The sequence below is a fragment of the Paenibacillus hamazuiensis genome (assembly GCF_023276405.1).
In the GTDB taxonomy this organism is placed as follows: Bacteria; Bacillota; Bacilli; order Paenibacillales; family NBRC-103111; genus Paenibacillus_AF; species Paenibacillus_AF hamazuiensis.
Genome location: NZ_JALRMO010000001.1, coordinates 3,865,220 through 3,888,790, shown reverse-complemented (window position 1 = coordinate 3,888,790; position 23,571 = coordinate 3,865,220). Strand labels below are relative to the sequence as shown.

The window sequence follows — 23,571 nt, the reverse complement described above, 5'->3', positions numbered from 1 at the left end:
AGACGACTTACCGCAATATTCGAATCTATGCTTCGGAAAGTGGTGAACGCCTTTGAAACAAGCTTTAGCGCAGCAGGAACGATCAGCGGCAGCGGAGAGATCGCGAATCCGGGCGTCGCTTACGCCTTATTTGAAAAACTGGGAGCTTTATGTGCTCATTTCCCCCGTCATCGCCTTCTACATCATCTTCGAGTACGTGCCTATGTACGGCGTGCAAATCGCTTTTAAAAACTTCGTCGCCACAAAAGGAATATGGGGCAGCCCGTGGGTCGGCTTCCGGCATTTCGAGCGTTTTTTCGACAGCTACTACTTTTGGCGGCTGATCGTTAACACGGTCGGCATCAGCCTGTACCAGCTCGCCGTCGGTTTCCCGGTTCCGATTATTCTCGCCCTCATGATCAATGAAATCAGGCAAACGAGGCTTTGGTTCAAAAAAGTCGTCCAGACGGTCACCTATGCGCCCCACTTCCTGTCCACGGTGGTGCTTGTCGGCATGATCGTCATGTTTTTATCCCCGCAATCCGGTATCGTCAACAAGCTGATCGTCTGGCTCGGCGGGCAGCCCGTTTCGTTTATGACGGAGCCCGGCTGGTTCAAAACGATCTACGTATCGTCCGGCGTTTGGCAGCAGATGGGATGGAGCTCGATCATTTATTTGGCCGCCCTGTCCGGCATCGATCCGCAGCTGCACGATGCGGCGAAAGTCGACGGAGCCAGCCGGCTGCAGCGTATTTGGCACGTCAATTTGCCGGGCATCATGCCGACCGTCGTCATTCTCCTGATTTTGAATATGGGTTCATTGATGGGAGTCGGCTTCGAAAAAGTATTTCTCCTGCAAAACGACCTCAACCTGGAAAGCTCGGAAGTCATCTCCACCTATGTGTACAAAAGCGGCATCATCCAATCGCAATACAGCTTTTCGGCCGCCATCGGCCTGTTCAACTCAGTGATCAACTTCATCCTTCTCGTTGCCGTGAATTTTTCGGCAAAACGCTTGAATCAAGCCAGCCTATGGTAAGGAGGAATCCAGCATGGATCGAAGCCGGGGAGATCGGATATTCGACGCGATCAATACGCTGCTGCTCGTTCTTATTACGTTCGTCGTTCTTTATCCTCTGCTGTTTGTTTTAAGCGCTTCCATCAGCGACCCGTCCGCGGTGGTCAAAGGGGATTTATGGCTTCTGCCGAAGGGGGTGAACTTTTCCGGTTATGCCAAGGTGTTCGGCAATAACGAGATTTTGACCGGCTATGCGAACACGATTATGTACACGCTGGTCGGTACCGCGATCAATCTCGTCATGACCGTCTGCGCCGCCTACCCGCTTTCCCGCAAAGATTTCCGAGGCCGCCACGTCATCACGGCGATGATCGTTTTTACGATGTTTTTCAGCGGGGGGCTTATTCCGACATATCTGCTTGTCAAAAAGCTCGGCATGCTCAACTCGATCTGGGCGCTCGTCGTGCCGAATGCGGTGGCGGTATACAACATCGTCATCATGCGGACGTTTTTTCAAACGAGCATCCCGTATGAAATCCAGGAAGCGGCGTCGATCGACGGCTGCGGCAATTTCCGGATTTTGCTTCGCGTCGTATTGCCCCTCTCGATGCCGATCGTCGCCGTCATGATTTTGTTTTATGCCGTCGGCCACTGGAACGCGTTTTTTAACGCGCTGATCTATTTGTCGGACCGGTCGAAATATCCGCTCCAGCTGTTTTTGCGGGAAATTTTGATCCAGGGTCAAATGCAGGCGATGATCGACATGGCGGACGACTCGCTCGCCAAGAAGCTGATGGAGGTCGAGGTCATCAAATACGCGGTCGTCGTCATCGCCAATTTGCCGGTGCTGCTGCTGTATCCGTTTTTGCAAAAGTATTTCGTGAAGGGCGTCATGATCGGCGCGCTGAAGGGATGAACCATTGAAAAACAGGGGAGGCCAATCTATGAAAATGAAAAAATGGACGGCCATGATGTTGACGACGGCGGTATCGGCGGTTCTCGTCGCAGGATGCGGCGGGGACAGCGGCGGTGCCGGAGGCGGAGGAGATGCGAAGTCCGGGGCTGCGGGCGGAGGCGACAAGGTGAACGCCAGCGGGTTCCCGATCGTGAAGGAGCCGGTCAGCATGAAATTTTTGACCGCGAAGGCGCCGACGACGGCAAACAATTGGAACGAGACGATGCTGTGGCAGGAATATGCGAAAATGACGAATATGAACATCGACTTTCAGCTGGTGCCGTTTGACGCCTTTACGGAGAAGCGCAATTTGGCGCTGTCCAGCGGCGATTACCCGGACGCCATTTACCTTGCGAGAATGTCGACCGACGATTTGATGAAATACGGCAGCCAGGGCATCCTCATCAAGCTGAACGATCTGATCGATAAACATGCGCCGAACCTGAAGAAGCTGATGGAGCAGTACCCCGAGATCAAAAAAGGCATCACGATGCCGGACGGCAATATTTACAGCTTTCCGAACCTGCTCGCTCCGGAATTCACGTCGGTCCGCATGGGCGCGAAGATGTGGATCAAGAAAGAGTGGCTGGACGCTTTGCAGATGAAGGAGCCGACGACGACGGAGGAGTTTTACAACTATTTGAAGGCTGTGAAAAATACCGATCTCAACAAAAACGGCAAAGCCGACGAGGTTCCGCTCAGCGGCAACAAGCTGAAGGATCTGGTCAACTATTTCAAAGGGTTTTTCGGGCTGCAAAATCGCGGCGCCAACCATCCGAACGTTGACGTCGATCCGGCGACGAATCAGCTGCGTTTCATCCCGACCGACGACCGGTACAAGGAGATGCTGCAATATCTTAGCAAGCTGTATGCCGAAGGTCTGATCGACAAGGACATATTGCCGAACGAGAAGGAACAGAACAAGTTTTACGCCAAGGGAGCCGAAGGGGTGTTCGGCGCGGTGCGCGTCACAAGTCCGTTTACGTTGATGAAGCAGGAAGGGTACGTCGGCTTGCCTTCGCTGCAGGGGCCGCGAGGCGACAAGCTGTACTCGGAATTCAAGCCTGCCGTATCGGGGCCGGGTGCCTTCGTCATTACCGACAAAAATAAAAATCCGGAAGCGACCGTGCGCTGGATGGATTATTTTTACGGCGAGGAAGGCAACAAAATGTTCTTCATGGGCTTCAAGGATAAAAGCTACATCGAGAAGCCGGACGGCAGCGTCGAATATACGGACGAAATTACGAAAAACCCGCAGGGGCTGACGTTCGAGCAGGCGCTCGTCAAATACGTCACCTGGCCGGGCGGCGGATATCCGGGCATCGTGCGGCAACAATATTTCAAAGGCGCGGAAAGCTTGCCGGAATCGATCGAAGCGGCGAAGAAGGTCGAGGCGAATTTGCCGAAGGAAGTGTGGCCGTCCTTCAGCTATACGGACCAGGAAAGCGAAAGAATGATCGCGCTGAACACGGACATTACGACGTATGTGGATGAGATGACGACCAAGTTCATCACCGGTGCGGCTCCGTTCTCCGATTGGGATAAATATGTGGCGGCGATCAAGAAGATGGGGCTGGACGAATACATGAAATTATACAAAGCCGCATTTGAACGCAACGGCAAATAAACCGGCAGACCGCAATTGCATATTGACAAAAAAAGGCTCAGGAGAGATGATTTTCTTGTGAGTTAAGCGCTTAAGCGAGCAAGGTGCGTTTGCCGGACCTTTAGACCGGGGCGGAATTCCCGCCCCTTTTTTTCGCTTCAAGACAAGGGGGATTTTTTTTGGCTCGGTCGTTTTCTATGAAGCTCCGCCGATATGTGCCGTATTCGCTCAAAAACCGTCTGAGAATCGTGCTGCTGCTCAGCTCCTTGACTCCGCTCATTCTCATCGGGTACATCTCCTACAGCTCGCTGTATTCGATTTTGGTCAACAAGGCGGAGCGCGGGGTGAAAAGCAATCTCCATCAAGTGCTGATGTCGCTGGAAAATACGCTCAGCCAGCTCAACCACGCGTCCCAACAGCTGGCGTTCGACGGCCGGGTCGGCAAAAACCTGGAAGGCTATTTGACGGCAGGCATCTACGAGAAAAAACGGCTGTACGACGATATCGTGAAGGAGCTCAGCCTGATCAATTTTACGAACCCGACGCTCGGGCTTACGTTTTATTATTTTGCCGACAACGGGCAAATTTTGTTTGAAAATTACCGGGTTTCGGAGTTCGATACGGAGAAGCTTCCGCTTCTGGAGAAATACGGTAAGATCACCTATTTCGGACCCCATAAATCGCTTAACCCGATCGACGGCCATCAGGTGCTGTCGATCATGCGCTCGGTCGATCTTCCCGAACGCGATGATGCCTACGTTTACATCGAGACCAATTTCAAGCTGGCGGAAAATATTATTAAAAACGACCAATTTGACGGCAGCGCGTACCATTTGATCGTCGACAGCAAAGGGCGCATCGCATTCAGCGAAAACGAAGCGGATTTTCCGGTAGGGAGCCGCTATGCAATGTCCGGCACTTTTCCTGTAGTTTCCGGCGGATACTACATGTTCGAGGAGGAGAGCAACCAGAAGTGGAAGGTCGTTGCGGCGATTCCAAAAGCTTCGTACGAACAGGAGATCGACCGCTGGGTGAAGCAGTTCGCCTTTTTTACGGTGCTCTCGCTGGCCGTCAGCTTCCTGTTCGCCTGGGTCATCTGGAACACGGTGTATAAACCGCTGCGCCTGCTCAGCCAGGACATCCGCGACGTGAAAAACCATATTTTGCAATCGCCGGCGCGATTTTCCCGCATCCTTGAATTTGACGTCATCCATCAGGAATTCGAAACGATGAGGCTGCGCATCTCCGAGCTGATTCAGGAAATCGAACAGAAGGAGAAAGGCAAAGCGCAGGTCGAAATCGAAAAGCTGATGCATCAGATCAACCCTCATTTCATCTACAATACGCTCGATACGATCCGCTGGCTGGCCCGCGCGAACGGACAGAAGGACATCGACCGGCTCGTGTCCACGCTCAATAAGGTGCTGCACTACAATTTGGGCAAGGGCGGTCCGGCCAGCATCGGGGAGGAAATCGAAGCGCTGAAAAATTACGTGATGCTGCAGGGCATCCGGTACAATTTCGAATTCGACGTGAACATCAGTGCCGATCCCGAGGCGCTCAAAATTCCGATTCCGCGGTTTATTTTGCAGCCGCTTGTGGAAAATTCGCTCTATCACGGCCTAGCCGAAAACGGATCGATCCGGGTGCACGTCATTCAGGACGGCGGCTCGCACGTTCTGTTGACCGTGCAGGACGACGGCTACGGCATGACGGAAGAGGAGGTGCGTTCCCTGCTTGGGGAAAGTTCGGACGGCAGGCGGAAAATCGGGATGGGCATCGGGCTCAGCTATGTGCAGAGAATGATCCGGTTTCAGTTCGGAGACGAGGCCGATCTGCGGATCGAAAGCGAGGTCGGCAAAGGAACGACGATCGTGCTGAGGCTGCCGATTATACGGGAAGGAGATGTGGCCAAACATGCTTAAGGTGCTGGTTGTCGAGGACGATCACTTGGTGCGCAAAGGGTTTATCGCGATGATGCCGTGGCGGACCTACGGATTCGAAGTGGTCGCCGAAGCGGCGAACGGGCTGAAGGCGCTGGAAATGCTCCGCGAGCAAGCCGTCGATCTGCTGATTACGGACCTTGCGATGCCGATCATGTCGGGAATCGATCTGATGCGCAGGGTGAAGGAACAGTATCCCGCAATGCATATGGTGGTGCTGACGTTCCACGAGGAATTCGAATACATTCAGGAAGCTTTGCGCCTCGGTGCGCTCGATTATATAACGAAAACCGAACTGGAGCATGAGCGGATGGACGACGTGCTGGCCCGCGTGGCGGACCGCATGAGGAAGCAGGATGCGGCACAGGCGGCTTCCCGCATCGAGGCGGATGCCGTGTTTGCGCTCATCCTCATGTCGGACCGGGACAGCCGGACGCAGGCCGACGTATCGTCCTGGTGCACGGCCTTCGGGCTTTCCGTGAAGGCAGCCGACGATCGCATTCTTATTGCGGAGCAGGCGGACGAACATTCCGCAGAGAGCCTGGTTACGGCGCTGAGGCAGAACCCGGACGCTGCTTGCGGCTGGGCCGTCGTGCGGATCAAAGGCACAGCCGGCATGGAGCGGGACAATCTGTACCGGGCCGTACGCGAAGAGCTGGGGGGCGTGCTTTTTTATGTGTACCGCCGGAGCGAACGCATCTACGAATGGGATGCCGCTTTTTTCGGGCAAGGAATCGGATTGCCTGCGGACGATGTGCCGCTTAAGCGGCTGCGCGAGGAGTGGTCCGCGCTCGATTGGATGATGGACGAAACGAAGTTTGACCGGATGCGCAGCGAACTGGCAGGCTACAAAATGCCTTCGGGAAAGCTGGAAAGCATCTTTTATGCCGCCGCCGGCCGCTGGGAAAGCTTGCTGGGCAGCGGCTTCGCCGCTCCGGGAGGGACGGAGTTCGGCAGGTTTTACACTTGGGAAAGCTGGTCCGAATGGCTGGAGGGCGTTCGCAAGGCCGTGCGGGGGGATGCGCAGAAAAGCGCCTATTCCGAGGAAGTGTACGGCTGCATCATGAAATCGCTCGATTACATCGACCATCGTCTGCAAAGCGAGCTTTCGCTGCCGGATGCCGCCAAAGCCGTCAATATGAGCCGCAGCTACTTCAGCCGCTGCTTTCGGGATATCGTCGGCCAGACTTTCCATGATTACGTTCGGGAAAAACGGATCGGGCACGCCAAGGTGCTGCTGCGGCAAACCGGCAAGCCGGTCGGATGGATTGCCGCTCAGTCCGGGTATCCGAACGAAAAATATTTTTCCAAGGTGTTTCGGGAAATGACGGGCATGCTGCCGAGCGAATACCGCAAAGCGTAATGTCACGTTTCGTCTGCCGGAAGGTGCAATTTCGTCCGAAAATGTTGACATTCTCAACAAGTGAAGATGATTCGTAGGCTCAATTAAGGACTTTTTCTGGACTTGGGAAAAGCCCTTTTTCATTAATATGGGATTGTACCCGATAAGAACCGATGGAAAAGAGGGGATTCCGCTTGAAAAAACGTAATGCGGCGGCGATGGTGCTGCTGTCCACGGCGATGCTTGCCGCCTGCTCATCCGGGGAAACGGCGACGAATGCGAAACCCGGCGATACGAAACCGGCTGCGGCAAGCGAGAAGGTAGACCAATTCCGGATGCCGGGCCCCGTAGAGGTGTCGATCTTCAAAAGCGTCAACCCGACGGCCAAGCTGCCCGATGGGGATACGGTCGAAAACAACCAGTACACCAGATACATCAAGGATAAGACGAACATCAGCTTCAAGGTGCTCTGGTATGCGTCGGGGCAAGATTACGACCAGAAATACAAGCTGGCTCTGGCGAGCAACGACCTTCCGGATGCGATAATCGTCGACGAAGCGGTATTCCGCTCCCTGGCGGAAGGCGGACAAATCGAGGATTTAACCGAGGTGTACAAAAAGTACGCTTCCCCGCTCATGCAGGAGCTGTACGCCACGACGAACGGCAAGGCGCTGGAGAAGGCGACGTACAAAGGCAAGCTGATGGCGATTCCGAATATCAGCGTGCAGGGCGATGCGGTCAGCATGCTGTGGGTGCGCAAGGACTGGCTCGACAAGCTCGGCCTGCAGCCGCCGAAAACGATGGATGACGTGACGGCGATCGCGAAGGCGTTTATTGAAAAAGACCCGGACGGCAACGGGAAAGCCGACACCGTCGGCCTTACCGGCTCGAACTCCGTCGGGGCTTCCGCCAAAGCCGGGCATCACAGCTTTAAAGGGATTTACGGCGCGTTTAACGCGTATCCGGGCAACTGGCTGAAGGACGCCTCCGGCAAAATCGTCTATGGCTCCACGCTGCCGGAAACGAAGATGGCGCTCGCCAAGCTGCGCGAGATGTACGCCGCCGGTTTGATCGACAAGGAATTCGCGCTGCGCAAAGATCCTCACGAGCTTGTCGTCGGCGGCAAAGCCGGCATGTTTTTCGGACCGTGGTGGTCGTCCTCCACGCCGCTCAGGGATACGGTCAAAAACGATCCGACGGGTGATTGGAAGCCTTACATTATCGCCGATGCCAAAGGTCAGCTGAACTCGCTGATGATTCCGGTCAGCAACAAATTCCTTGTGGTGAAGAAAGGGTTCAAGCACCCCGAGGCGCTGATGATTTACATCAACACGCTGGTGGCGGCGGAGCGCAACGTCGATCCGGACGCGGCCAAGCTCGATCTGAAAGTGAGCCGTGGCGATTATTACCCGCTGTATTCCACGTACGACTATGCGGATGCGGTCACGCGCAAGCTCGATTTGCTGCAAAAAGCGATGGAAGGCAAGATGAAGCGGGAAGAGCTTAACGCCGAGCTTCAGCTGCTGTACGACCGGGCGATGCGCGACAAGGCGAATCCGAAGGCGGATTTGAACGATTGGTCAGCAACCTACGGTTACTTGAACGGCGGGGCGGCGCTGCGGCAAAAAATCAACGAAGTGTACAGCGCCTTCACGTCCACGACCAAAACGATGGAACGCCGGTGGGCGAATCTCGAAAAGCTGGAGTCGGAAACGTTTTTTAAAATCATTATGGGCGAGCAGCCGCTCGACGCCTTCGACAAATTCGTCAAGGACTGGAAGGAGCAGGGCGGCGACCAGATCGTCAAAGAGATCGAAGAGGAGCTTGCGAAAAATAAATAACGGAGCGGGAAAGCGCCACGGTGCTGCGATCTGTGGCGCTTTCGCTCTCGTTTCGGAAACGATGCCGTCTATTTATTGCGGTTAACTTGGATTGTTGGAGGCGGTATGATCGGATGAAATATAAAGCCTACGAAAAGATATACCACTTGATGCTGCTTCCCGGCGTCATTTTTCTCTTTATTTTCAGCGTCATTCCGATGTTCGGCGTCGTCATCGCATTCCAGGATTTTAAAATCGGCCGGGGCATCGCGGACTCGGAATGGATCGGTTTGGAAAATTTCCTCTACTTGTTCGAGCTGCCCGACGGCCGGACGATTTTTTACAATACGGTATACATCTCGGCGATGAAATTGATCGCAGGTCTGATCGTTCCGCTCGCGTTCGCAATACTGCTTAACGAGCTGCGGCTGGTCATGCTCAAGCGCTGGGTGCAGACGGTCGTTTATTTGCCGCATTTTTTGTCATGGGTCATTCTCGCCAACGTATTTACCGAAATGCTGTCGCTCGGCGGCATCGTCAACCGGGTTGTCAAATGGTTCGGCGGCGAGCCGGTCATGTTTTTGGCGAGCAACAAATGGTTTCCGTTTATACTGGTCGCCTCCGACATTTGGAAAGATTTCGGCTTCAGCGCGATCGTCTACCTGGCGGCGCTGGCCGGCATCAATCCCGCTCTGTACGAGGCGGCGGAAATGGACGGCGCGTCGCGGGTGAAGCAGCTGTGGTACATCTCGCTGCCGAGCCTGGCGCCGACCGTGGCGCTGCTCGCTACGCTCGGCATCGGGCATATTTTAAACGCGGGCTTCGATCAGGTGTTCAACCTGTACAACCCGCTCGTGTACGAATCGGGAGATATCATCGACACGTACGTGTACCGCGTCGGGCTCGTTCAGGCGCAGTATGGATTCGCCACCGCCGTCGGACTGCTGAAGTCGGTCATCGGCTTCGTGCTGATCATCGTCTCTTACCGTCTGGCGTACAAATACGCGAACTATCGGATTTTTTAAAAGGAAAGCAGGTGAAGAGCTCGTGGTTCGCAGCAAAACATGGTCGTCCCGTCTATCCGAGTCGGTGCTGATCCTTGTCATGATCGGCATTGCGCTGACGTCGGTGCTGCCGATTCTGAACACGGTATCGATCTCCCTGAGCGATACGGCGGCGGCGGCCGGCGGATTCGTAAATTTCTGGCCGGTCGGCTTTAATCTGGAGTCGTATGCGCAAATCGTCCAGGAGCCGCATTTTCTGAATGCTTTCGGCGTGTCGGTCAAAAGGGTGCTCGTCGGCGGCGCGCTCAATTTCATCCTGACGATATTGATGGCATACCCGCTTTCCCGAACGGGGGCGGAATTTCGTTACCGGAACGCGTACATGTGGTTTATGCTGTTCACGATGCTGTTCAGCGGAGGGGTCATCCCGCATTATATTTTGGTCAAATCGCTCGGCTTGTTTAACTCGATCTGGGCGCTCGTGCTCCCGGGGGCGGTGCCGGTATTCAACGTTATCCTGATGATGAACTTCTTCCGCAGCATTCCGAAGGAGCTCAGCGAAGCCGGCTACATGGACGGTGCGGGTCCGTGGTATATGCTGTTCAAGGTATTTGTTCCACTTTCGACGCCGGCGCTCGCAACGGTTACGCTGTTCAGCATCGTCGGACATTGGAACGCGTTTTTCGACGGGCTCATCTACATGCGCAGCTCGGAGTTTTATCCGCTTCAGACGTATATACAACAGCTCGCCGTGCCGATGGATTTGCAGACCGCGGACTCGACGCAGATTGGGCTGCTCGAGAAAATGTCCAACAAGACGCTGAACGCCGCCAAAATCGTCGTATCGATGGTGCCGATCCTCGTTATCTACCCGTTTTTGCAAAAATATTTCATTCACGGTATCATGCTGGGCTCGGTGAAGGAGTAACCGTTCCGGCCGGAACTTGTCTATATGACGCAAGCCTTAGATGAATGGGTTACAAATAATAGTTGACATGGGGACATGTGGTTGGTAGCTTGGGTATATATGCCATGCCGCCGGTATCGCGATGCTTGAAAATAGTGGGCGCCGGTATCGCGGTTGGAGCAAGGAGAGGTTGATGATGCCCAAACTTAAGGAGAGCCGTAAAACCGGGCTGTCCCCGCGCCCTTTGGCAGACGGCAAATCTTCTTCGCCGCTTCGTCCGGAGCGGCATCGTTTACCCCGGAGTGACTGGCCGCAGCCTTCATCCATCCTTCAGCTTCAGCAAACGGCCGGGAACCAGGCTGTCATTCAAATGCTGTACGGGCACGCTTTGCGACAGAGTCCGGCGGAAACGTCCGGCGGTAGCGCTCCGATTCAAATGGTGCACCCGGCTTTCAACAGCGTTAATTTTTGGCGCCCGCAGGTCATGAATGAGAATGGGGAGTATGCCGATCATCCGCTCAGCCCGGAAGGTCAGAAGAAACGGCTTACCGATACTTGCGGCACGGCGATCATGAAGCTGCTGCTTTATACGGATTTACCAGAGGACGAGGCTGCCCGGCGGGAGTTCTTGACGCTCAACTTTTTGGATAAAGGCGGGACCCGCGAGGACGCCTTGGAGATCCTGAAGGAAAATCCTTTGGATAACGCCACCCTTAAAAAGGGGTTCGAGCAAAAAAGGCTTACCGATGCTTTTGGCAAGGCAATCATGAAAGAACTGCTTAACGCGAATCTTTCCGAGGAAGAGGCGAATGAACGTGAAGGAATGGTTGCCTATTTCCTTAAAAGGGGCGTTTCCCGTCACGATGTCCATGAGATCCTGAAACTGAATATTTCGGACAACGAAACCATATACCGGATGCTCCAAAATCGATTGATTAGTGCGGATGACTCGTTTCTTTCTTATTCCCCGGAGGAGGCTGAGTCCGCTGAAGTGAAGAGTTTGATGAGGGGGATGCGGGAAGAGTCGGAAGAAGCGTTGTTCCGTCATTTCTCGAAAACGAAGGAACTCAGCAAGGAAAGTCATGTGGTGGCGGAAATGCTGAAACCTTCCTTAATAGCCATAGATCTTGAGCTCAAGGAACGCCGGCTGGCGAAGCGAAAAGCGTATTCCAAGCTAAACGGGGGCATCAATAATGAGGGCATGGTCATTGAATTTTATGGCCCGGAAAGTGAAAAAAACAACAAAAAATGGCTCGGCTGGATGAATCGGATCATGTCGGCTTTGTTTGGCGCTTCATTCTTGAGGTCCAGGCGTCCTCCGCTGCACATCAAGATTATGATTCGGGCCGGAGTCCATTCCGATGTCGCACTTACGTTCGGCCACGACGAATTGGTCTCGATATCGATCGATCGGTATCAGTTGGATGAATTTTCCGTCGGACAAATGCTTGGTTTGCTCACGCACGAGCTTGGCGTCCATTCGCTGGATGCAACCAGCCTGTCTGAAGAAGAGCTTGCTGCCGAAGCCGCAGATAAGGACAAACGCCAAACCGGCATGATTGGAAACGTGAAGTACACCGTTGGCAAAGTCGCCGGGATTGAGGGGCAGCAGGACGATCATTTGACGATTGGCCGGGCTGTTTTGGGACAGCTGAGTGCGGCGCCGAGATTGCATATATATGAGCAAACGCTGGTTTCGGTCATAGACGTTTTGGACCAATCGGAAGAACGGAAAGAAGTAGCTGCGGCGTATTGTATCGACATCGCAAGGATTGTCGTCACAAACGATGGCGAGAAACGGCTCGGGATTACAGCCATTAAGCTGATGCCCAAGATCATATCCGCCGCATTGGCGGAATGGCAAAGAATAGTAAGCAAATACGGGGGGACGCACCCCGATCTGAGGAATATCGACATGAGCGGCTACTATATCGCCGAATGCTTGACGAAACTGGTTAGGCTTTTTGCCAAGATTAAATTGTACGGCACTGAGTAGCAGCGGTTATCGAACACAGTGAAAGAGACGAAAGGTTGGGCGGAATCCGCCCAACCTTTTTTTAGAAGCTTGCCGTCATTCGGCTGACGTCAGTTCAACCTGCGGAGCGCCGTACTTGCTGAACCAGATTTTGATCGTCTCGTAATCTTTCGAGAACGAGAGGGAGAGCAGCAGCATGATGCGCGCGTGCTGCGGGTTCAGGTTATCTCCGGCGATGATGCCTTGGCCGCTCGAGTAGATGCTTCCGGATCCGGTGCGAGTCGTTGTCACGAAAATAACGCCGTTCTCGATCGCTTTGGCGCGCGCTGCGGACATCGCTTTGGAAATGCCGCCCGCGCCGGTGCCGGCGGTTACGATACCTTTGGCTCCGCCGGCAACAAAACCGTCGATCGCTTCGCCGCCCGCATCCTGGTACGAATAAGCGATTTCCACCTTGGCGAGATCGTCCTTCGAGATGGTTTTCAAATCGAACGGCGTCGCCCAATCTTCGCTGCGCAGCGCACGGGCCGGAGCGCGGTAAATGCGGATGTTATTTTCGTCGATATACCCAAGCATGCCGAGCTGCGGCGTTTCAAACGTATCGGTGCGGTAGTCGTTGGACTTCGTTACTTCCCGCACGGCGTGAATCGTATCGTTCAGCATAAGCACCGTGCCGAATTTATTCGTTTTGCCGCTGGCGGCCAGCTTGATGGCATTGTACAGGTTGGCTTGCGCGTCGCTGCCGATGACGGTCCACGGCCTCATCGATCCGGTGACGACGACCGGCTTCGGGCTGCGAACGGTAAGGTCGAGGAAATAAGCGATTTCCTCCATCGTATCGGTGCCGGTGGTGACGACAACGCCGTCGTGATCGGTCAAAACTTCGTCCACCTTCAAAGACAAATCGTACAAATCTTTTATCGTGTAGGCGGACGAACCGGAGTTTCCGAACTGGAACGTCGACACATCGGCGATTTTATCCTTGTTCGGGAGTGCGGCAACCATATCTTCGATTAACAGCGTACCGGCTTTGTAGTTTTGAAAGCTCGTTTCGTCGACGGATTTGCCGGATATGGTCCCTCCGGTTCCAATGACCTGGACTTTCGGAAGTGCGGCAGTCGCTTCGGCTGCGGTCCCGGCTTCGGCGAAGGCAACGGACGGCGGCGCTAATAGGGCGGCAGGCGGAGCTGCGGTCAGTAATAAACCTGCAGCGATAATTCCGGCAATTCCTTGTCTGGCTCGTAATAACATGATGAATTCCTCCTTGAGTGTTAATTATATGTAATAAAATATTACATAAAACAGAAATTATGATCATTATGATATGTAAAATCACATTATTGTTACAAGGTGCATATTCGCGGAGGAAAGCGTTGACATAACCTCTAACGTGTCAATTATGAGGGGTTATCTCATGTTTTCGCCAAAATGCAAATTGCTTACCGATCAAGGCCGTTCTATTGCTGATTGTGCGCCGCAATGTTACACTTGGGATACGGAACTGTTCCGTCTCGGGCGGAAACAATCTGTTTGTAGGTCAACACTTTTGCGAATGGCCAGGTGGAAAAAAATGAGCAGACCACGTTCTGCGCGCGATCGTATTTTGCAGGTTGCAGCCGATTTGTTTTACCGGGAAGGAATTCGTGCGGTCGGTGTGGATACCATCGTCGAGCGTTCAGGGGTAGGAAAAGCGACCTTGTACCGTCATTTCCCGACCAAGGACGATTTGATCGCCGCTTACCTCGAAGAGTACGATAACCGGCATTGGAAATGGTTCGACGAGGTGATCGCAAGTCATGACGGAGCGCCCAGAGACCAGCTTCTCGGATTGATGGACGCCACCGTCAAGATCATGACGGAGCCCGGGTACCGCGGATGCGCCATGCTCAATGCTTTGGCTGAATTTTCCGAGCCCGGGCATCCCGCCTATCGGGCCGCCGCCCAGTATAAGCATGCGCTGCGATTGCGCTTGGCGGAGATTTGCCGGAAAGCCGGGGCCGATGAGGAGTTGGCCGACGAGCTTATGCTGATCGTCAACGGAGCGCTTGTATCGGTGCCGTTACTCGGCGCTGCCGGTCCGGCGGCTCATCTTAAAAAGTTAGCGGCACAATTGATCGACGCGCATCTTGACAGCCAAAAGCACCCTTCGGAATAACCATTGGAGCACGTTCCAGTGGAGTTCCGGAGGGTGTTTTTCATGTTATTCCTGCATTTCGAATAGGCAGGTATTATTTTCCTTGACACGGAACAGAACTGTACTGTATCATTTGTTTCGGAACAGAACAGTTCCGTTCCGAAACGGCGGCCGCTTGATCGGTATCCATTTTAAAAAGCAAAGGAGAATGATCGATGGGTAAAGTATGGTTAATTACGGGGACTTCAACGGGATTCGGCATGCATCTGGTCCGGCAGCTGCTGCCGACGCAGCATAAGGTCGTCGCTACGGCGCGCAGCCTGGAGGCGATAGCCGATTTGAAGAAAAGCTCCCCGGAAAACGTACATATTGCGGCTGCAGACGTTACGAACAAGGAGCAGGTTGAGCGTGCCGTGAAGGAAGCGGTGGAGGTTTTCGGAAGGATAGACGTCGTTGTGAACAATGCCGGCTACGGTTTATCGGGAATGCTGGAGGAGTATACCGACGAGCAGATGAAGGAGCAATTTGAGGTCAACGTGTTCGGAGTATTAAATGTGATACGGGCGACACTCCCTGTTCTGAAACAACAACGTTCGGGGCATTATATCAACTTCTCATCGATATTGGGCGCGATCGGCGTACCGACTTTGAGTCTTTACTGCGCATCCAAATTTGCGGTGGAAGGTTTTTCCGAAGCGATGGCTCAGGAGCTGGCCGGGTTCGGCATCAAAACGACGGTCGTCGAGCCGGGTGTGTTTGCGACCGATTTTTCCGGCAGATCGATGCGCCACGCGGAGAAAAAAGAAGAATACGCGCCCGTGTACGAGGCGACGTATCGAAGCTTCAGCGCCTTGGTGCCGGGGGATCCCGCCAAAGCGATGAAAGCGGTCGTCGCCATGGCGGAAAGCGAAAATCCGCCGCTTCATTTTCCGGTAGGTGTTGGTGCTTCGCTTGGGATCAGAGACCATTTTGCCAAACGAATCGACGAAATCGCCGCCTGGGAAAAGCTCGCGCTGGACACGGCGTTCGATGCCTGAGGCAAGGCGCAGGAAGGGGAGGAAACCTTGAATAGAGGAGTCTACGTGCTGGCGCTGGCGACGTTTGTCACGGGCACGGTTGAGCTGGTCATTGCCGGCATTTTGGATATGATCGCCAAGGACCTGGATGTATCGCTCGGTACCGCGGGGTTGCTCGTATCGGTTTATTCGCTTGTTTTTGCTTTCGGTACTCCGGTATTCAGCACTTTGACTTCCAAGGCGGAGCGGCGAAAGCTGCTCATCGCGGCCATGCTCGTATTCATTGCCGGCAATATAATATCGGTGGCCAGTCCGAATTTTGCGGTTTTGCTGGCCGCCCGGGTTATCATTGCAGCCAGCTGTTCCGTCGTTGTTGTGAACTGCCTTGTTTTGGCCGCGAACATTGTCGCACCGGAAGTCGTAGGCCGCGCGATGGGGCTGGTGTTTATGGGAATCAGCGCATCTCTGGTGCTTGGCGTGCCGATGGGGACAGCGATTGCCGAACTTCTGGGCTGGCGGATGACCTTCGTTTTGGTTGCGGCGCTCAGCTTGATCGCTTTGCTCGGGATCGTGCGATTTTTGCCGAAAGTGCCGCCGCAGCCGGCGCATCCATTGGGCAGGCAGCTCGCCGCCTTGAAAAGCGCCAAGATTATATCCGCGCAGCTGATGGTCGCTTTTATGCTGATCGGCCATTTTACGATGTATACGTATTTGACGCCTTTTCTGCAGGCGACGATGGGATTGTCCGCCAATATGATCAGCCTTGTGTTCCTTGTCTTCGGCATCGCCGGCGTTGCCGGCGGCTGGATTGGCGGCTGGTCGGCCGACAAATTCGGAGGGGCGCGCACGTTTCTGCTGATTCTTATTTTGTTCGCGGTGTCCTTAAGTTTGCTGCCATATGCCGCCTCTTCGTGGATCTATTTGCTGATCGTCGTGCCGCTCTGGGGGGCGCTCGCTTTCGCTCCTGCCGCACCCGTTCAGAGCTATTTGATTAAGTCGGCTCCGGAATCGGCGGACATCCAGATCAGCTTGTTCACCTCGTTTATGCACATTGGGATTGCGATCGGATCGGCTGTCGGAGGAGTCGTGGTGAACCATTACCCTGTTGTAACCAATGCATGGGCAGGTAGTCTGCTCGCCTTTCTGGCGTTCCTGTTCGCAGTCTATTCGGTCACCCGCAGAGGGAAGAGCGGCGAACCCTCGCTCAAAGCCGCAGCCGGCAGCGGCCCAAATGCCGGATAACCTTTTAAAACCGGAAGCATTTCTTTGCCGCAACGGCAAGGAAATGCTTCAAATTCCGATCAACCCCTCATTCCACATGCTCATACAACGTCACACTTTCAATGGAATTCAAAAACCTCCGCAGCTCCCTAGCCTGCTCTCTGCTAATTTCCCCGGACTCAAACATCCCCCTGATTTCCGATCGTTCAATATCCATTACTTTCAGCCTGAGCTCCTCTTTTTGCTCCTGCTTTTTTTCGATAAATTGGGCCTGGGGTTTCGTTAATCGGGAGATCATTCTTTGATAGTCGTTCTTCACCACGTTGATCGGTTCATCGGCATCGCGTTCGCCCGCATACTGCTCCAAACTTTGCAGCGCCGCTTGCAGCGCCTTGATTTGAATCTCCAAACCTGCGTGCCGCTTGGTGATTCCAGCTTCCCGATTTTTTGATCCAGATCGTCTGCCCCGCTTCCACCCCATGAATATTTTCTTGATCAGGTATGTCGTCCCCGACCGGACGTTGTTAGCGAGCGCTTCTTCCCGAATGTCTACATATTTTTCCAGGTCTTCGAACACATCCGGTGCCATAGCTCCCTTTTCCATTTCACTATGAATATATTTTCTTTCCGATCGCAGAGCCAGCAACCGAATTTCGTTTATTCGCTGCTGGTAGTCATTCGTTTGCCTTGGGATTAGTGTGTGGTACATGAATTTATATTCATGGATGAGTTCATGTGCGGCGGCTTCATTTTCATCGTTAATCTCGAGGCGCAGCCTCTTTAATGTCGACAGCAACAGCTTTTGTTTGGCCTCGTTAATATCCATCCGTTTCTCCGCCCCCGCTTCATCGGCGGGTTTGTTGCTTAATAACGGCAGAAAAATAGCGGCTGCAAGTATCGTAAGAAGAATGACTGCGGCAGCCAGGAACAGAATCAAGGGACGTTCCGGAAACGGTTCGCCCCCCACGATTACATAAGGGATGGAGAGAACCCCCGCCATGGTCAGCGCCCCGCGGACTCCGACCAAGCTGGTGATCAAGGTTTTTTTCAAACTCGGCTTGGCCGCATCCGGCGAAGGTTCACGGCGGTATTCGTAATAAGCGTACAGATGGGACCAAACGAAGCGAATGCCGAGAATGGCCGCAGCAACGGCGAACGCATATCCGATGATCAACGAGTTCCCGATATCCGGGCTGGCTACCGCCTCGCTCATGGATGAGGGGATGTTCAGACCTAATAGAAGAAACACGATACCATTTAATACAAAGGATACAACGGTCCAAATATTTTCCGTAAGCATCTGTTCTTCGGCAATCAAAGTTTCCGTATGCTCTTTGACCAGCGCATGGACAATACCGGCGATGACCACGGCAATAACCCCCGACGCGTGAAGGAATTCCTCCGTTACGATAAAAATGATGAAGGGGGTGATGACTTGCAGCAGCGAAAGGAACGCCGCATCATGGATCCCTTGCTTCCGCAGAATAAAACGAATTCCCGTGGTCAGAAATCCGAGCACCAAACCTAAAACAACTCCGCCCAGAAACATATAGGTGAAATCGAAAATGGCGTTTTTCAGAGAAAAATATCCGGTGACCACGGCAGCTATAGCATATTTGAACGAAATTAAGCCGGTTGCATCGTTAATCAGAGATTCTCCCCTGACCAGATGCAAAATCTTGTCAGGCAGCCGGATCCGCTTGGCAATTCCGTTGACGGCCACCGGATCGGTCGGAGACAAAATAGCCGCTAATGCGAAAGCGGCCGGGAGAGGAATGGAAGGGATAAGCCAATGAATGAAATATCCCCCGCCAATCGTCGTTAGAAGAACAAGCAGGATGGCATTTCCGATTATTGCCCCTCTCAACTTCCATAGCTCTGCACGGGGAAAATGCCTTCCGTCGTTATAGAGAAGCGGAGCCGCAAAAAGAAGCAAAAACCACTCTGTTTCAATGTTGAACGATATATGCTTAAATACAAGTGCAATAACGATCCCAAACGAGATTTGAATCAACGAAACAGGGACGGAAGGCATGTAATGGCCCACGATGTTAGAGATCAATATACAAACCAACAACAAAATCACAGTGATTAATAAGTCCATCCCGACTCCCGATTCTAGCCGACACAAGGGCTGATAATTTCATCAATTAACATTTCCTATATTATGCCATTCTAATCCAAGGTGCACAGGCCGCCATTCCAAGAATGCCTGAGTCCGGACGCTCCACAAAATGAATGTTATCAGAGATTTTAACCTTAACCTCCAAAATTTTCAAGGGGCCCAAAATAGGAACGGCTATTGACTTTCCCGACGTGTGGAAAGTTTATAATAAAAACCGATAACCATCGCTTATCGCGTACAAAAAAAGGAAGGAGAGCGATCATGTTCAAAATCAGCGAGTTTTCCAAGCTGAGCCAGGTTCCGGCAAAAACATTGCGGTTTTACGACCAGCTCGACCTGCTGAAGCCGGCATTTACGGACCCTCATACCGGTTACCGCTATTACACGAGCGATCAATTGGTCCGCCTGCACCGGATTTTGGCGTTTAAAGATCTCGGGTTTACGTTGGAGCAAATCAAACAGCTGCTTCACGAAGACGTGCCGCCGGCCGAAATTCGCGGTATGTTTCGCTTGAAGCAGGCCGAGGTGCAATCGTTGATCGAGTCGGAAATCGACCGTCTGCGGCGAATAGAAGCCAGGCTGGAACAGATCGAACGGGGAGGCGGGGACACTCTTCGCCATGAGATTTTGTTTAAGAAGGTCGATCCGTTAACGGTCGTATCGGTCAGAGAGACGACGAGCAGGGCCCATATTCCCGGATTGTTCGATGAAATCGACGAATATTTGAAATGGAACGGCTTTACGCAGCCGCAACCCCATATCGTCATGTGGCATGGATGCCCGGAGTGCGAAAGCAGCGTCCATCTGGAAATCGCGTGCCCCATCCGGGGGGAATTGCCGGAAACGGACCGGTTTAAAGTCAAAACGCTGCCGGAAATGACCGTGGCTTCGGTAACCCATATAAGCAGGCCGGATCTGGATACGCCGGTCAGCATCGACCTCGGCTCCTGGATCGAGAGGAACGGCTACCGAATCAGCGCAGAGATGCCGAGCCGGGAAATTTATATATCCCCCAAGGAAGATGCCGTTTCGCAGTATGTGACCGAGAGCCAGATGCCGATTGTGTGAGTTTGGATGATCTTAAAGGAGGCGACTCTATCGTGTCTGTTGAAAAAGTCCGGTTGCCTGGAGGGCAGCCGGTTAAAAAGACGGCGGCGTTATGGCTCTTAACGCTTGCCGTATTTGCTGTCGGCACGGCCGAGCTGCTCCCGATGGGGCTGCTTCTGCCTATCGCCGGCGATACCGGCGTATCGATTTCGACGGCCGGCATGCTTGTCACCGGTTACGCGCTCGGTGTCGTATTCGGCGGTCCCGTGCTGTCCGTGATGACCGGCAGGATGCCGCGCAAAACGCTGCTCAATTTGTTTTTAGCCGTATTTGCTGCGGGCAGCATTTGCTGTACGCTGGCTTCTTCGTATGCGGTGCTGCTCGCGGGACGAATCGTCAGCTCGCTCGCGCACGGAATCCTTTTCGGCGCGATCGTCGTCGCGGCCAAAGATTTGGCGGAACCGGGCAAGGAAGGCCGGAGCATCGCGATGGTCGGATCGGGACTGACCGTAGCGGTCATACTCGGCGCACCGATCGGCACCTTTCTCGGGCAGCAGCTTGGCTGGCGGTTTCCTTTTCTGGCGATCACGCTGCTTGCGGCTGCGGCTTTGCTCGGAATCGCGAAGTGGATTCCGGCCATTCCGCGTTCGGAGGGGGTATCGCTCGGCAAACAGCTTCATTCGGTAAGCCGCCCGGCCTTCCTTATGGTGCTGCTGATCACCGTGTTCGGCAACGGGGGGACGTTTGCCGCTTTCACATATATTACGCCTATTTTGGAGCGGATATCGGGATTTTCCGGCAGTGCCGTTTCCGTCATCCTGCTCGTGTTCGGCATCGGTTCCATGATCGGCAACCTGGCCGGGGGCAAGCTTGCGGATAAACGGCTTCTGCCTGCGCTTATCGGCGGTATGCTGCTGCTTGCGGTCTCGATGGCGGCGTTCACCTGGACAAGTCATTACAAAGCGGCGGCCGTCGTCACCGTCTTTGTTTGGGGCGTCGCCGCTTACAGCATCATGGCTCCTCTCAACATGCTGGTGCTGCAGAAAGCGGGAGACGCCCAGGAGCTGGCGTCCACGCTTAATATTTCCGCGTTCAATCTGGGAAATGCCATCGGCGCATTCATCGGCGGGCGGGTGATTGAAAGTGCGCCCGGGCTTCACGCCGTACCGTGGGCGGCTTCGCTCGTCACGTGCACCGCTATCGTGCTGGCGGTCTGGGGGGCGATTCCGGTCCGACGGAATATGCTTGGCAAATCGGACTTGTATGTCGAGTAATGGTCTTGTATATATCTTTGGCAAGGCGGGGAGCGTATCCCCGTCTTTTTCGATTTCAAAGGCGCTTTTTCATGCGGCGGACAAAATTTGCGAACCTGAGCCGGTGCGGAGCGTGCACAAAAATTGTCTGTATATTGCCTATTTGCAGCCCTTTATAATGGGGCTATCAAGCGGAGCAGGAGGCGAAAGGCATGAATTGGTGGGACAAGAACAACTTGCGTCTGATCCAAAATAATTTGCGGGAAACGGACGCGACGATGGATGTCGACCTGGAGATCGAAGAGCTGAAAAAGTTCGGGGCGAACACGTGGATGATCAATGCGGGAGGCATATATGCCTTTTATCCGACCCGGCTGGAATATCAATACGTCACGCCGTATTTGAAAAAGGATTTGCTCCGCGAAGCGGTGGCGAAAGCGCATGCGAACGGGCTGAGGCTGATCGCCCGCTTCGATTTCAGCAAGGCGCACGAAAGCATTTTTGCGAAGCGGCCCGAATGGTTTTACAGAAGCAAGGATGGGAAGGAAGTCAATTACTACGGCATCGTGCATACGTGCATCAACGGTTATTATCAGCAGGAATATTCGCTGAAGATGATCGAAGAAGTGATCACCGGGTATGAGGTCGACGGTATATTTTTCAACATGTTCGGCTATCAGAACTGGGATTACAGCGGCAACCGGTACGGCATTTGCCATTGCGAAAACTGCCGCAGCCGCTTCCGCTCGATGTACGGGCTGGAGCTGCCGCAGCGCGAGGAGCCCGGCGACCCGGCATACGCCGCCTACCTCGAGTTTCAGGAGGCGACGACGCGGGAGCTGCTGGATCGCGTTCAGACGCTGACGAAGCGGCTGCGTCCGGATATAGCGATCTGCACGTACCACACGCAGGGCGTCGATATCGTCAGGAACGAGTCCAACACCGCACTGCAAAGGCCGCATCCGGTATGGCTGTATTCCGCCTCCGAGAACGTGAAGGCGATCGAAGATTCGTGGGACGACAAGCTGATCAGCAACTGCTGCATCAACGCGATAGACCTCACGTACCGGTTCACCGGAGTGTCGAAGCACGAGGTGCAGATCCGGCTGTACGAAAGCATCGCCAGCGGATCGGGCCTTGATTTTTGCATCATCGGCTCATTCGACGGCTATCCGGACCGCGACAATTTCGGCGTGGTCCGGGAAGCGTTCCGCTTTCACGCGGAGAACGAGCGGTATTTCGGCAGCCTCCGTTCGCTTGCCGACGTTGTGCTGATCAAGCCGGACGGTCCCCGGAAAGGCAAGCTGCAGGAGTACCTCGGCATATTCAAAATGCTCAAGGAGCGCCATATTTTGTTCGACGTGGTGGTCCAGTCGCAGCTCACGGCGAAAGCGGAAAGCTTGCAAAGCAAGAAGGTCGTTATCCTGCCCGGCATTCCTCAAATGGACGACGCGCAGCTAAGTGTACTGAAGCGGCTTCACGAGCAGCATAAGGTGGCGCTTCTTGCAACCGGACATTCGTTAACCGGAAACGAGCGCGGCCGGAAAACGCTTCGCGAGCTGTTCCATGCTGAGGTAACGGGCGCTCTCGCCGATACGTTCTCCGCTTACGTGCAGGTGGACGATAAAGCGGTGTTCAAAAGCTTCGCCGAGCGGGATTGGGTGATAGTCGGCGGGACGTTCGACTTCATGTCTTTCGGTGACAGCGGCCGCAAGCTGCTGCCGTTCGTATCGCCGGCGCTGTTCGGACCGCCCGAGCGGGCATACGGACACGCGTTGTCCGGAGATTTCGGCTTAAACGTGACGGCCGGCGGAGCCGCCTGCATGCCGTGGGAGGCGGGGACGCTTTATTACAAGCACGGCTACGAGGATCACAAGCTGATCGTGACCGATCTGATCGATCATTTGCTGGGGAACGGGCACCCGGTGCAAACCGATGCTCCCTCTTCGGTGGAACTGTTTTTCGATCAAGTGAGTGACGGATCTTACCTGCTGCAGCTGCTGAACTTGTCCGGGTTCAACGGAGTTACTTATTTCGAGCCGATTCCGGTGCACGAGGTGCAGGTCGCGCTGCGCGGGCTGGGGACTATGACGCGGGTCCGCAGCTTGACAGACAGGGGGGGCATATCCGTCAGAAAAGAAGACGGCGATCTCGTTTTGCGGCTGACCCGCCTTGACGCGTACGAAGCGATCGTGATCGAACCGTAAATGCCAACTACATCAAAAA

The 23,571-nt window shown here is 54.1% G+C and carries 17 protein-coding genes; 15 read left to right on the top strand and 2 right to left on the bottom strand.

Annotation, left to right across the window (positions count from 1 at the left end; translation table 11 throughout):
* Positions 1 to 52: 52 nt before the first annotated feature.
* The 9 genes from MYS68_RS17060 (at position 53) to MYS68_RS17020 (ending at position 12,570) form a co-directional block, all read left to right on the top strand.
* A complete protein-coding gene (locus MYS68_RS17060; protein WP_420852131.1) occupies positions 53 to 1,018 on the top strand; it encodes an ABC transporter permease in 966 nt (321 codons plus the stop codon).
* Between the two features lie 13 nt (positions 1,019 to 1,031).
* On the top strand, positions 1,032 to 1,913 hold the full coding sequence (locus tag MYS68_RS17055) for a carbohydrate ABC transporter permease (RefSeq protein ID WP_248926987.1): 882 nt from the start codon (positions 1,032 to 1,034) through the stop codon (positions 1,911 to 1,913).
* Positions 1,914 to 1,941: 28 nt separating this feature from the next.
* Positions 1,942 to 3,579 (top strand): type 2 periplasmic-binding domain-containing protein, encoded by a 1,638-nt coding sequence (locus tag MYS68_RS17050; RefSeq protein WP_248926986.1) that lies wholly within the window; start codon positions 1,942 to 1,944, stop codon positions 3,577 to 3,579.
* A 158-nt stretch (positions 3,580 to 3,737) separates the two neighbouring features.
* The gene (locus tag MYS68_RS17045; protein WP_248926985.1) at positions 3,738 to 5,483 is read left to right on the top strand and encodes a cache domain-containing sensor histidine kinase; all 1,746 of its coding nucleotides are present in this window, start codon (positions 3,738 to 3,740) and stop codon (positions 5,481 to 5,483) included.
* Positions 5,476 to 6,864, top strand: coding sequence for a response regulator transcription factor (locus MYS68_RS17040; RefSeq protein ID WP_248926984.1), 1,389 nt, complete (start codon positions 5,476 to 5,478; stop codon positions 6,862 to 6,864). The genes MYS68_RS17045 and MYS68_RS17040 overlap by 8 nt, the downstream gene beginning before the upstream one ends.
* A 173-nt stretch (positions 6,865 to 7,037) precedes the next feature.
* Positions 7,038 to 8,684, top strand: coding sequence for an extracellular solute-binding protein (locus tag MYS68_RS17035; RefSeq protein WP_248926983.1), 1,647 nt, complete (start codon positions 7,038 to 7,040; stop codon positions 8,682 to 8,684).
* A 113-nt stretch (positions 8,685 to 8,797) separates the two neighbouring features.
* Positions 8,798 to 9,688 carry an ABC transporter permease gene (locus MYS68_RS17030; RefSeq protein ID WP_248926982.1) on the top strand — a complete coding sequence of 297 codons (891 nt, stop codon included), beginning with the start codon at positions 8,798 to 8,800 and terminating at the stop codon, positions 9,686 to 9,688.
* 22 nt (positions 9,689 to 9,710) lie between these two features.
* A complete protein-coding gene (locus MYS68_RS17025; RefSeq protein ID WP_248926981.1) occupies positions 9,711 to 10,595 on the top strand; it encodes a carbohydrate ABC transporter permease in 885 nt (294 codons plus the stop codon).
* A 172-nt stretch (positions 10,596 to 10,767) separates the two neighbouring features.
* Positions 10,768 to 12,570 carry a hypothetical protein gene (locus MYS68_RS17020; RefSeq protein ID WP_248926980.1) on the top strand — a complete coding sequence of 601 codons (1,803 nt, stop codon included), beginning with the start codon at positions 10,768 to 10,770 and terminating at the stop codon, positions 12,568 to 12,570.
* A gap of 75 nt (positions 12,571 to 12,645) precedes the next feature.
* Here MYS68_RS17020 and MYS68_RS17015 read toward each other — a convergent pair whose 3' ends face one another.
* Entirely contained in the window at positions 12,646 to 13,800 is a 1,155-nt protein-coding gene (locus MYS68_RS17015) for an asparaginase (RefSeq protein ID WP_248926979.1), read from the bottom strand.
* Positions 13,801 to 14,119: 319 nt separating this feature from the next.
* Between MYS68_RS17015 and MYS68_RS17010 the strand changes: the two genes are divergently transcribed.
* The 3 genes from MYS68_RS17010 (at position 14,120) to MYS68_RS17000 (ending at position 16,941) form a co-directional block, all read left to right on the top strand.
* A complete protein-coding gene (locus MYS68_RS17010) occupies positions 14,120 to 14,704 on the top strand; it encodes a TetR/AcrR family transcriptional regulator (protein WP_248926978.1) in 585 nt (194 codons plus the stop codon).
* Between the two features lie 194 nt (positions 14,705 to 14,898).
* Positions 14,899 to 15,720 (top strand): SDR family NAD(P)-dependent oxidoreductase, encoded by an 822-nt coding sequence (locus MYS68_RS17005; RefSeq protein WP_248926977.1) that lies wholly within the window; start codon positions 14,899 to 14,901, stop codon positions 15,718 to 15,720.
* A gap of 27 nt (positions 15,721 to 15,747) precedes the next feature.
* Positions 15,748 to 16,941 (top strand): MFS transporter, encoded by a 1,194-nt coding sequence (locus MYS68_RS17000; RefSeq protein WP_248926976.1) that lies wholly within the window; start codon positions 15,748 to 15,750, stop codon positions 16,939 to 16,941.
* A 67-nt stretch (positions 16,942 to 17,008) separates the two neighbouring features.
* On the opposite strand, the gene MYS68_RS16995 is transcribed toward MYS68_RS17000, so the two are convergent.
* Entirely contained in the window at positions 17,009 to 19,024 is a 2,016-nt protein-coding gene (locus tag MYS68_RS16995) for a Na+/H+ antiporter (RefSeq protein WP_248926975.1), read from the bottom strand.
* 282 nt (positions 19,025 to 19,306) lie between these two features.
* Between MYS68_RS16995 and MYS68_RS16990 the strand changes: the two genes are divergently transcribed.
* From MYS68_RS16990 to MYS68_RS16980, 3 genes are all read left to right on the top strand, one after another.
* A complete protein-coding gene (locus MYS68_RS16990; protein ID WP_248926974.1) occupies positions 19,307 to 20,113 on the top strand; it encodes a MerR family transcriptional regulator in 807 nt (268 codons plus the stop codon).
* 32 nt (positions 20,114 to 20,145) lie between these two features.
* Positions 20,146 to 21,366: an MFS transporter gene (locus MYS68_RS16985; RefSeq protein WP_248926973.1), complete on the top strand. Its 1,221-nt coding sequence runs from the start codon at positions 20,146 to 20,148 to the stop codon at positions 21,364 to 21,366.
* A gap of 191 nt (positions 21,367 to 21,557) precedes the next feature.
* Positions 21,558 to 23,552 carry an alpha-amylase family protein gene (locus tag MYS68_RS16980; RefSeq protein WP_248926972.1) on the top strand — a complete coding sequence of 665 codons (1,995 nt, stop codon included), beginning with the start codon at positions 21,558 to 21,560 and terminating at the stop codon, positions 23,550 to 23,552.
* Positions 23,553 to 23,571 lie beyond the last annotated feature (19 nt).

What these genes read in the sequence shown, in the direction of transcription:
- MYS68_RS17005 (WP_248926977.1), top strand. Translation starts at nt 14,899, where the DNA reads ATGGGTAAAGTATGGTTAATTACGGGGACTTCAACGGGATTCGGCATG.
- MYS68_RS16980 (WP_248926972.1), top strand. Translation starts at nt 21,558, where the DNA reads ATGAATTGGTGGGACAAGAACAACTTGCGTCTGATCCAAAATAATTTG.
- MYS68_RS17055 (WP_248926987.1), top strand. Translation starts at nt 1,032, where the DNA reads ATGGATCGAAGCCGGGGAGATCGGATATTCGACGCGATCAATACGCTG.
- MYS68_RS17015 (WP_248926979.1), bottom strand. Translation starts at nt 13,800, where the DNA reads ATGTTATTACGAGCCAGACAAGGAATTGCCGGAATTATCGCTGCAGGT.
- MYS68_RS16995 (WP_248926975.1), bottom strand. Translation starts at nt 19,024, where the DNA reads ATGGACTTATTAATCACTGTGATTTTGTTGTTGGTTTGTATATTGATC.
- MYS68_RS17020 (WP_248926980.1), top strand. Translation starts at nt 10,768, where the DNA reads ATGATGCCCAAACTTAAGGAGAGCCGTAAAACCGGGCTGTCCCCGCGC.
- MYS68_RS17030 (WP_248926982.1), top strand. Translation starts at nt 8,798, where the DNA reads ATGAAATATAAAGCCTACGAAAAGATATACCACTTGATGCTGCTTCCC.
- MYS68_RS16990 (WP_248926974.1), top strand. Translation starts at nt 19,307, where the DNA reads ATGTTCAAAATCAGCGAGTTTTCCAAGCTGAGCCAGGTTCCGGCAAAA.
- MYS68_RS17010 (WP_248926978.1), top strand. Translation starts at nt 14,120, where the DNA reads ATGAGCAGACCACGTTCTGCGCGCGATCGTATTTTGCAGGTTGCAGCC.
- MYS68_RS17050 (WP_248926986.1), top strand. Translation starts at nt 1,942, where the DNA reads ATGAAAATGAAAAAATGGACGGCCATGATGTTGACGACGGCGGTATCG.
- MYS68_RS17040 (WP_248926984.1), top strand. Translation starts at nt 5,476, where the DNA reads ATGCTTAAGGTGCTGGTTGTCGAGGACGATCACTTGGTGCGCAAAGGG.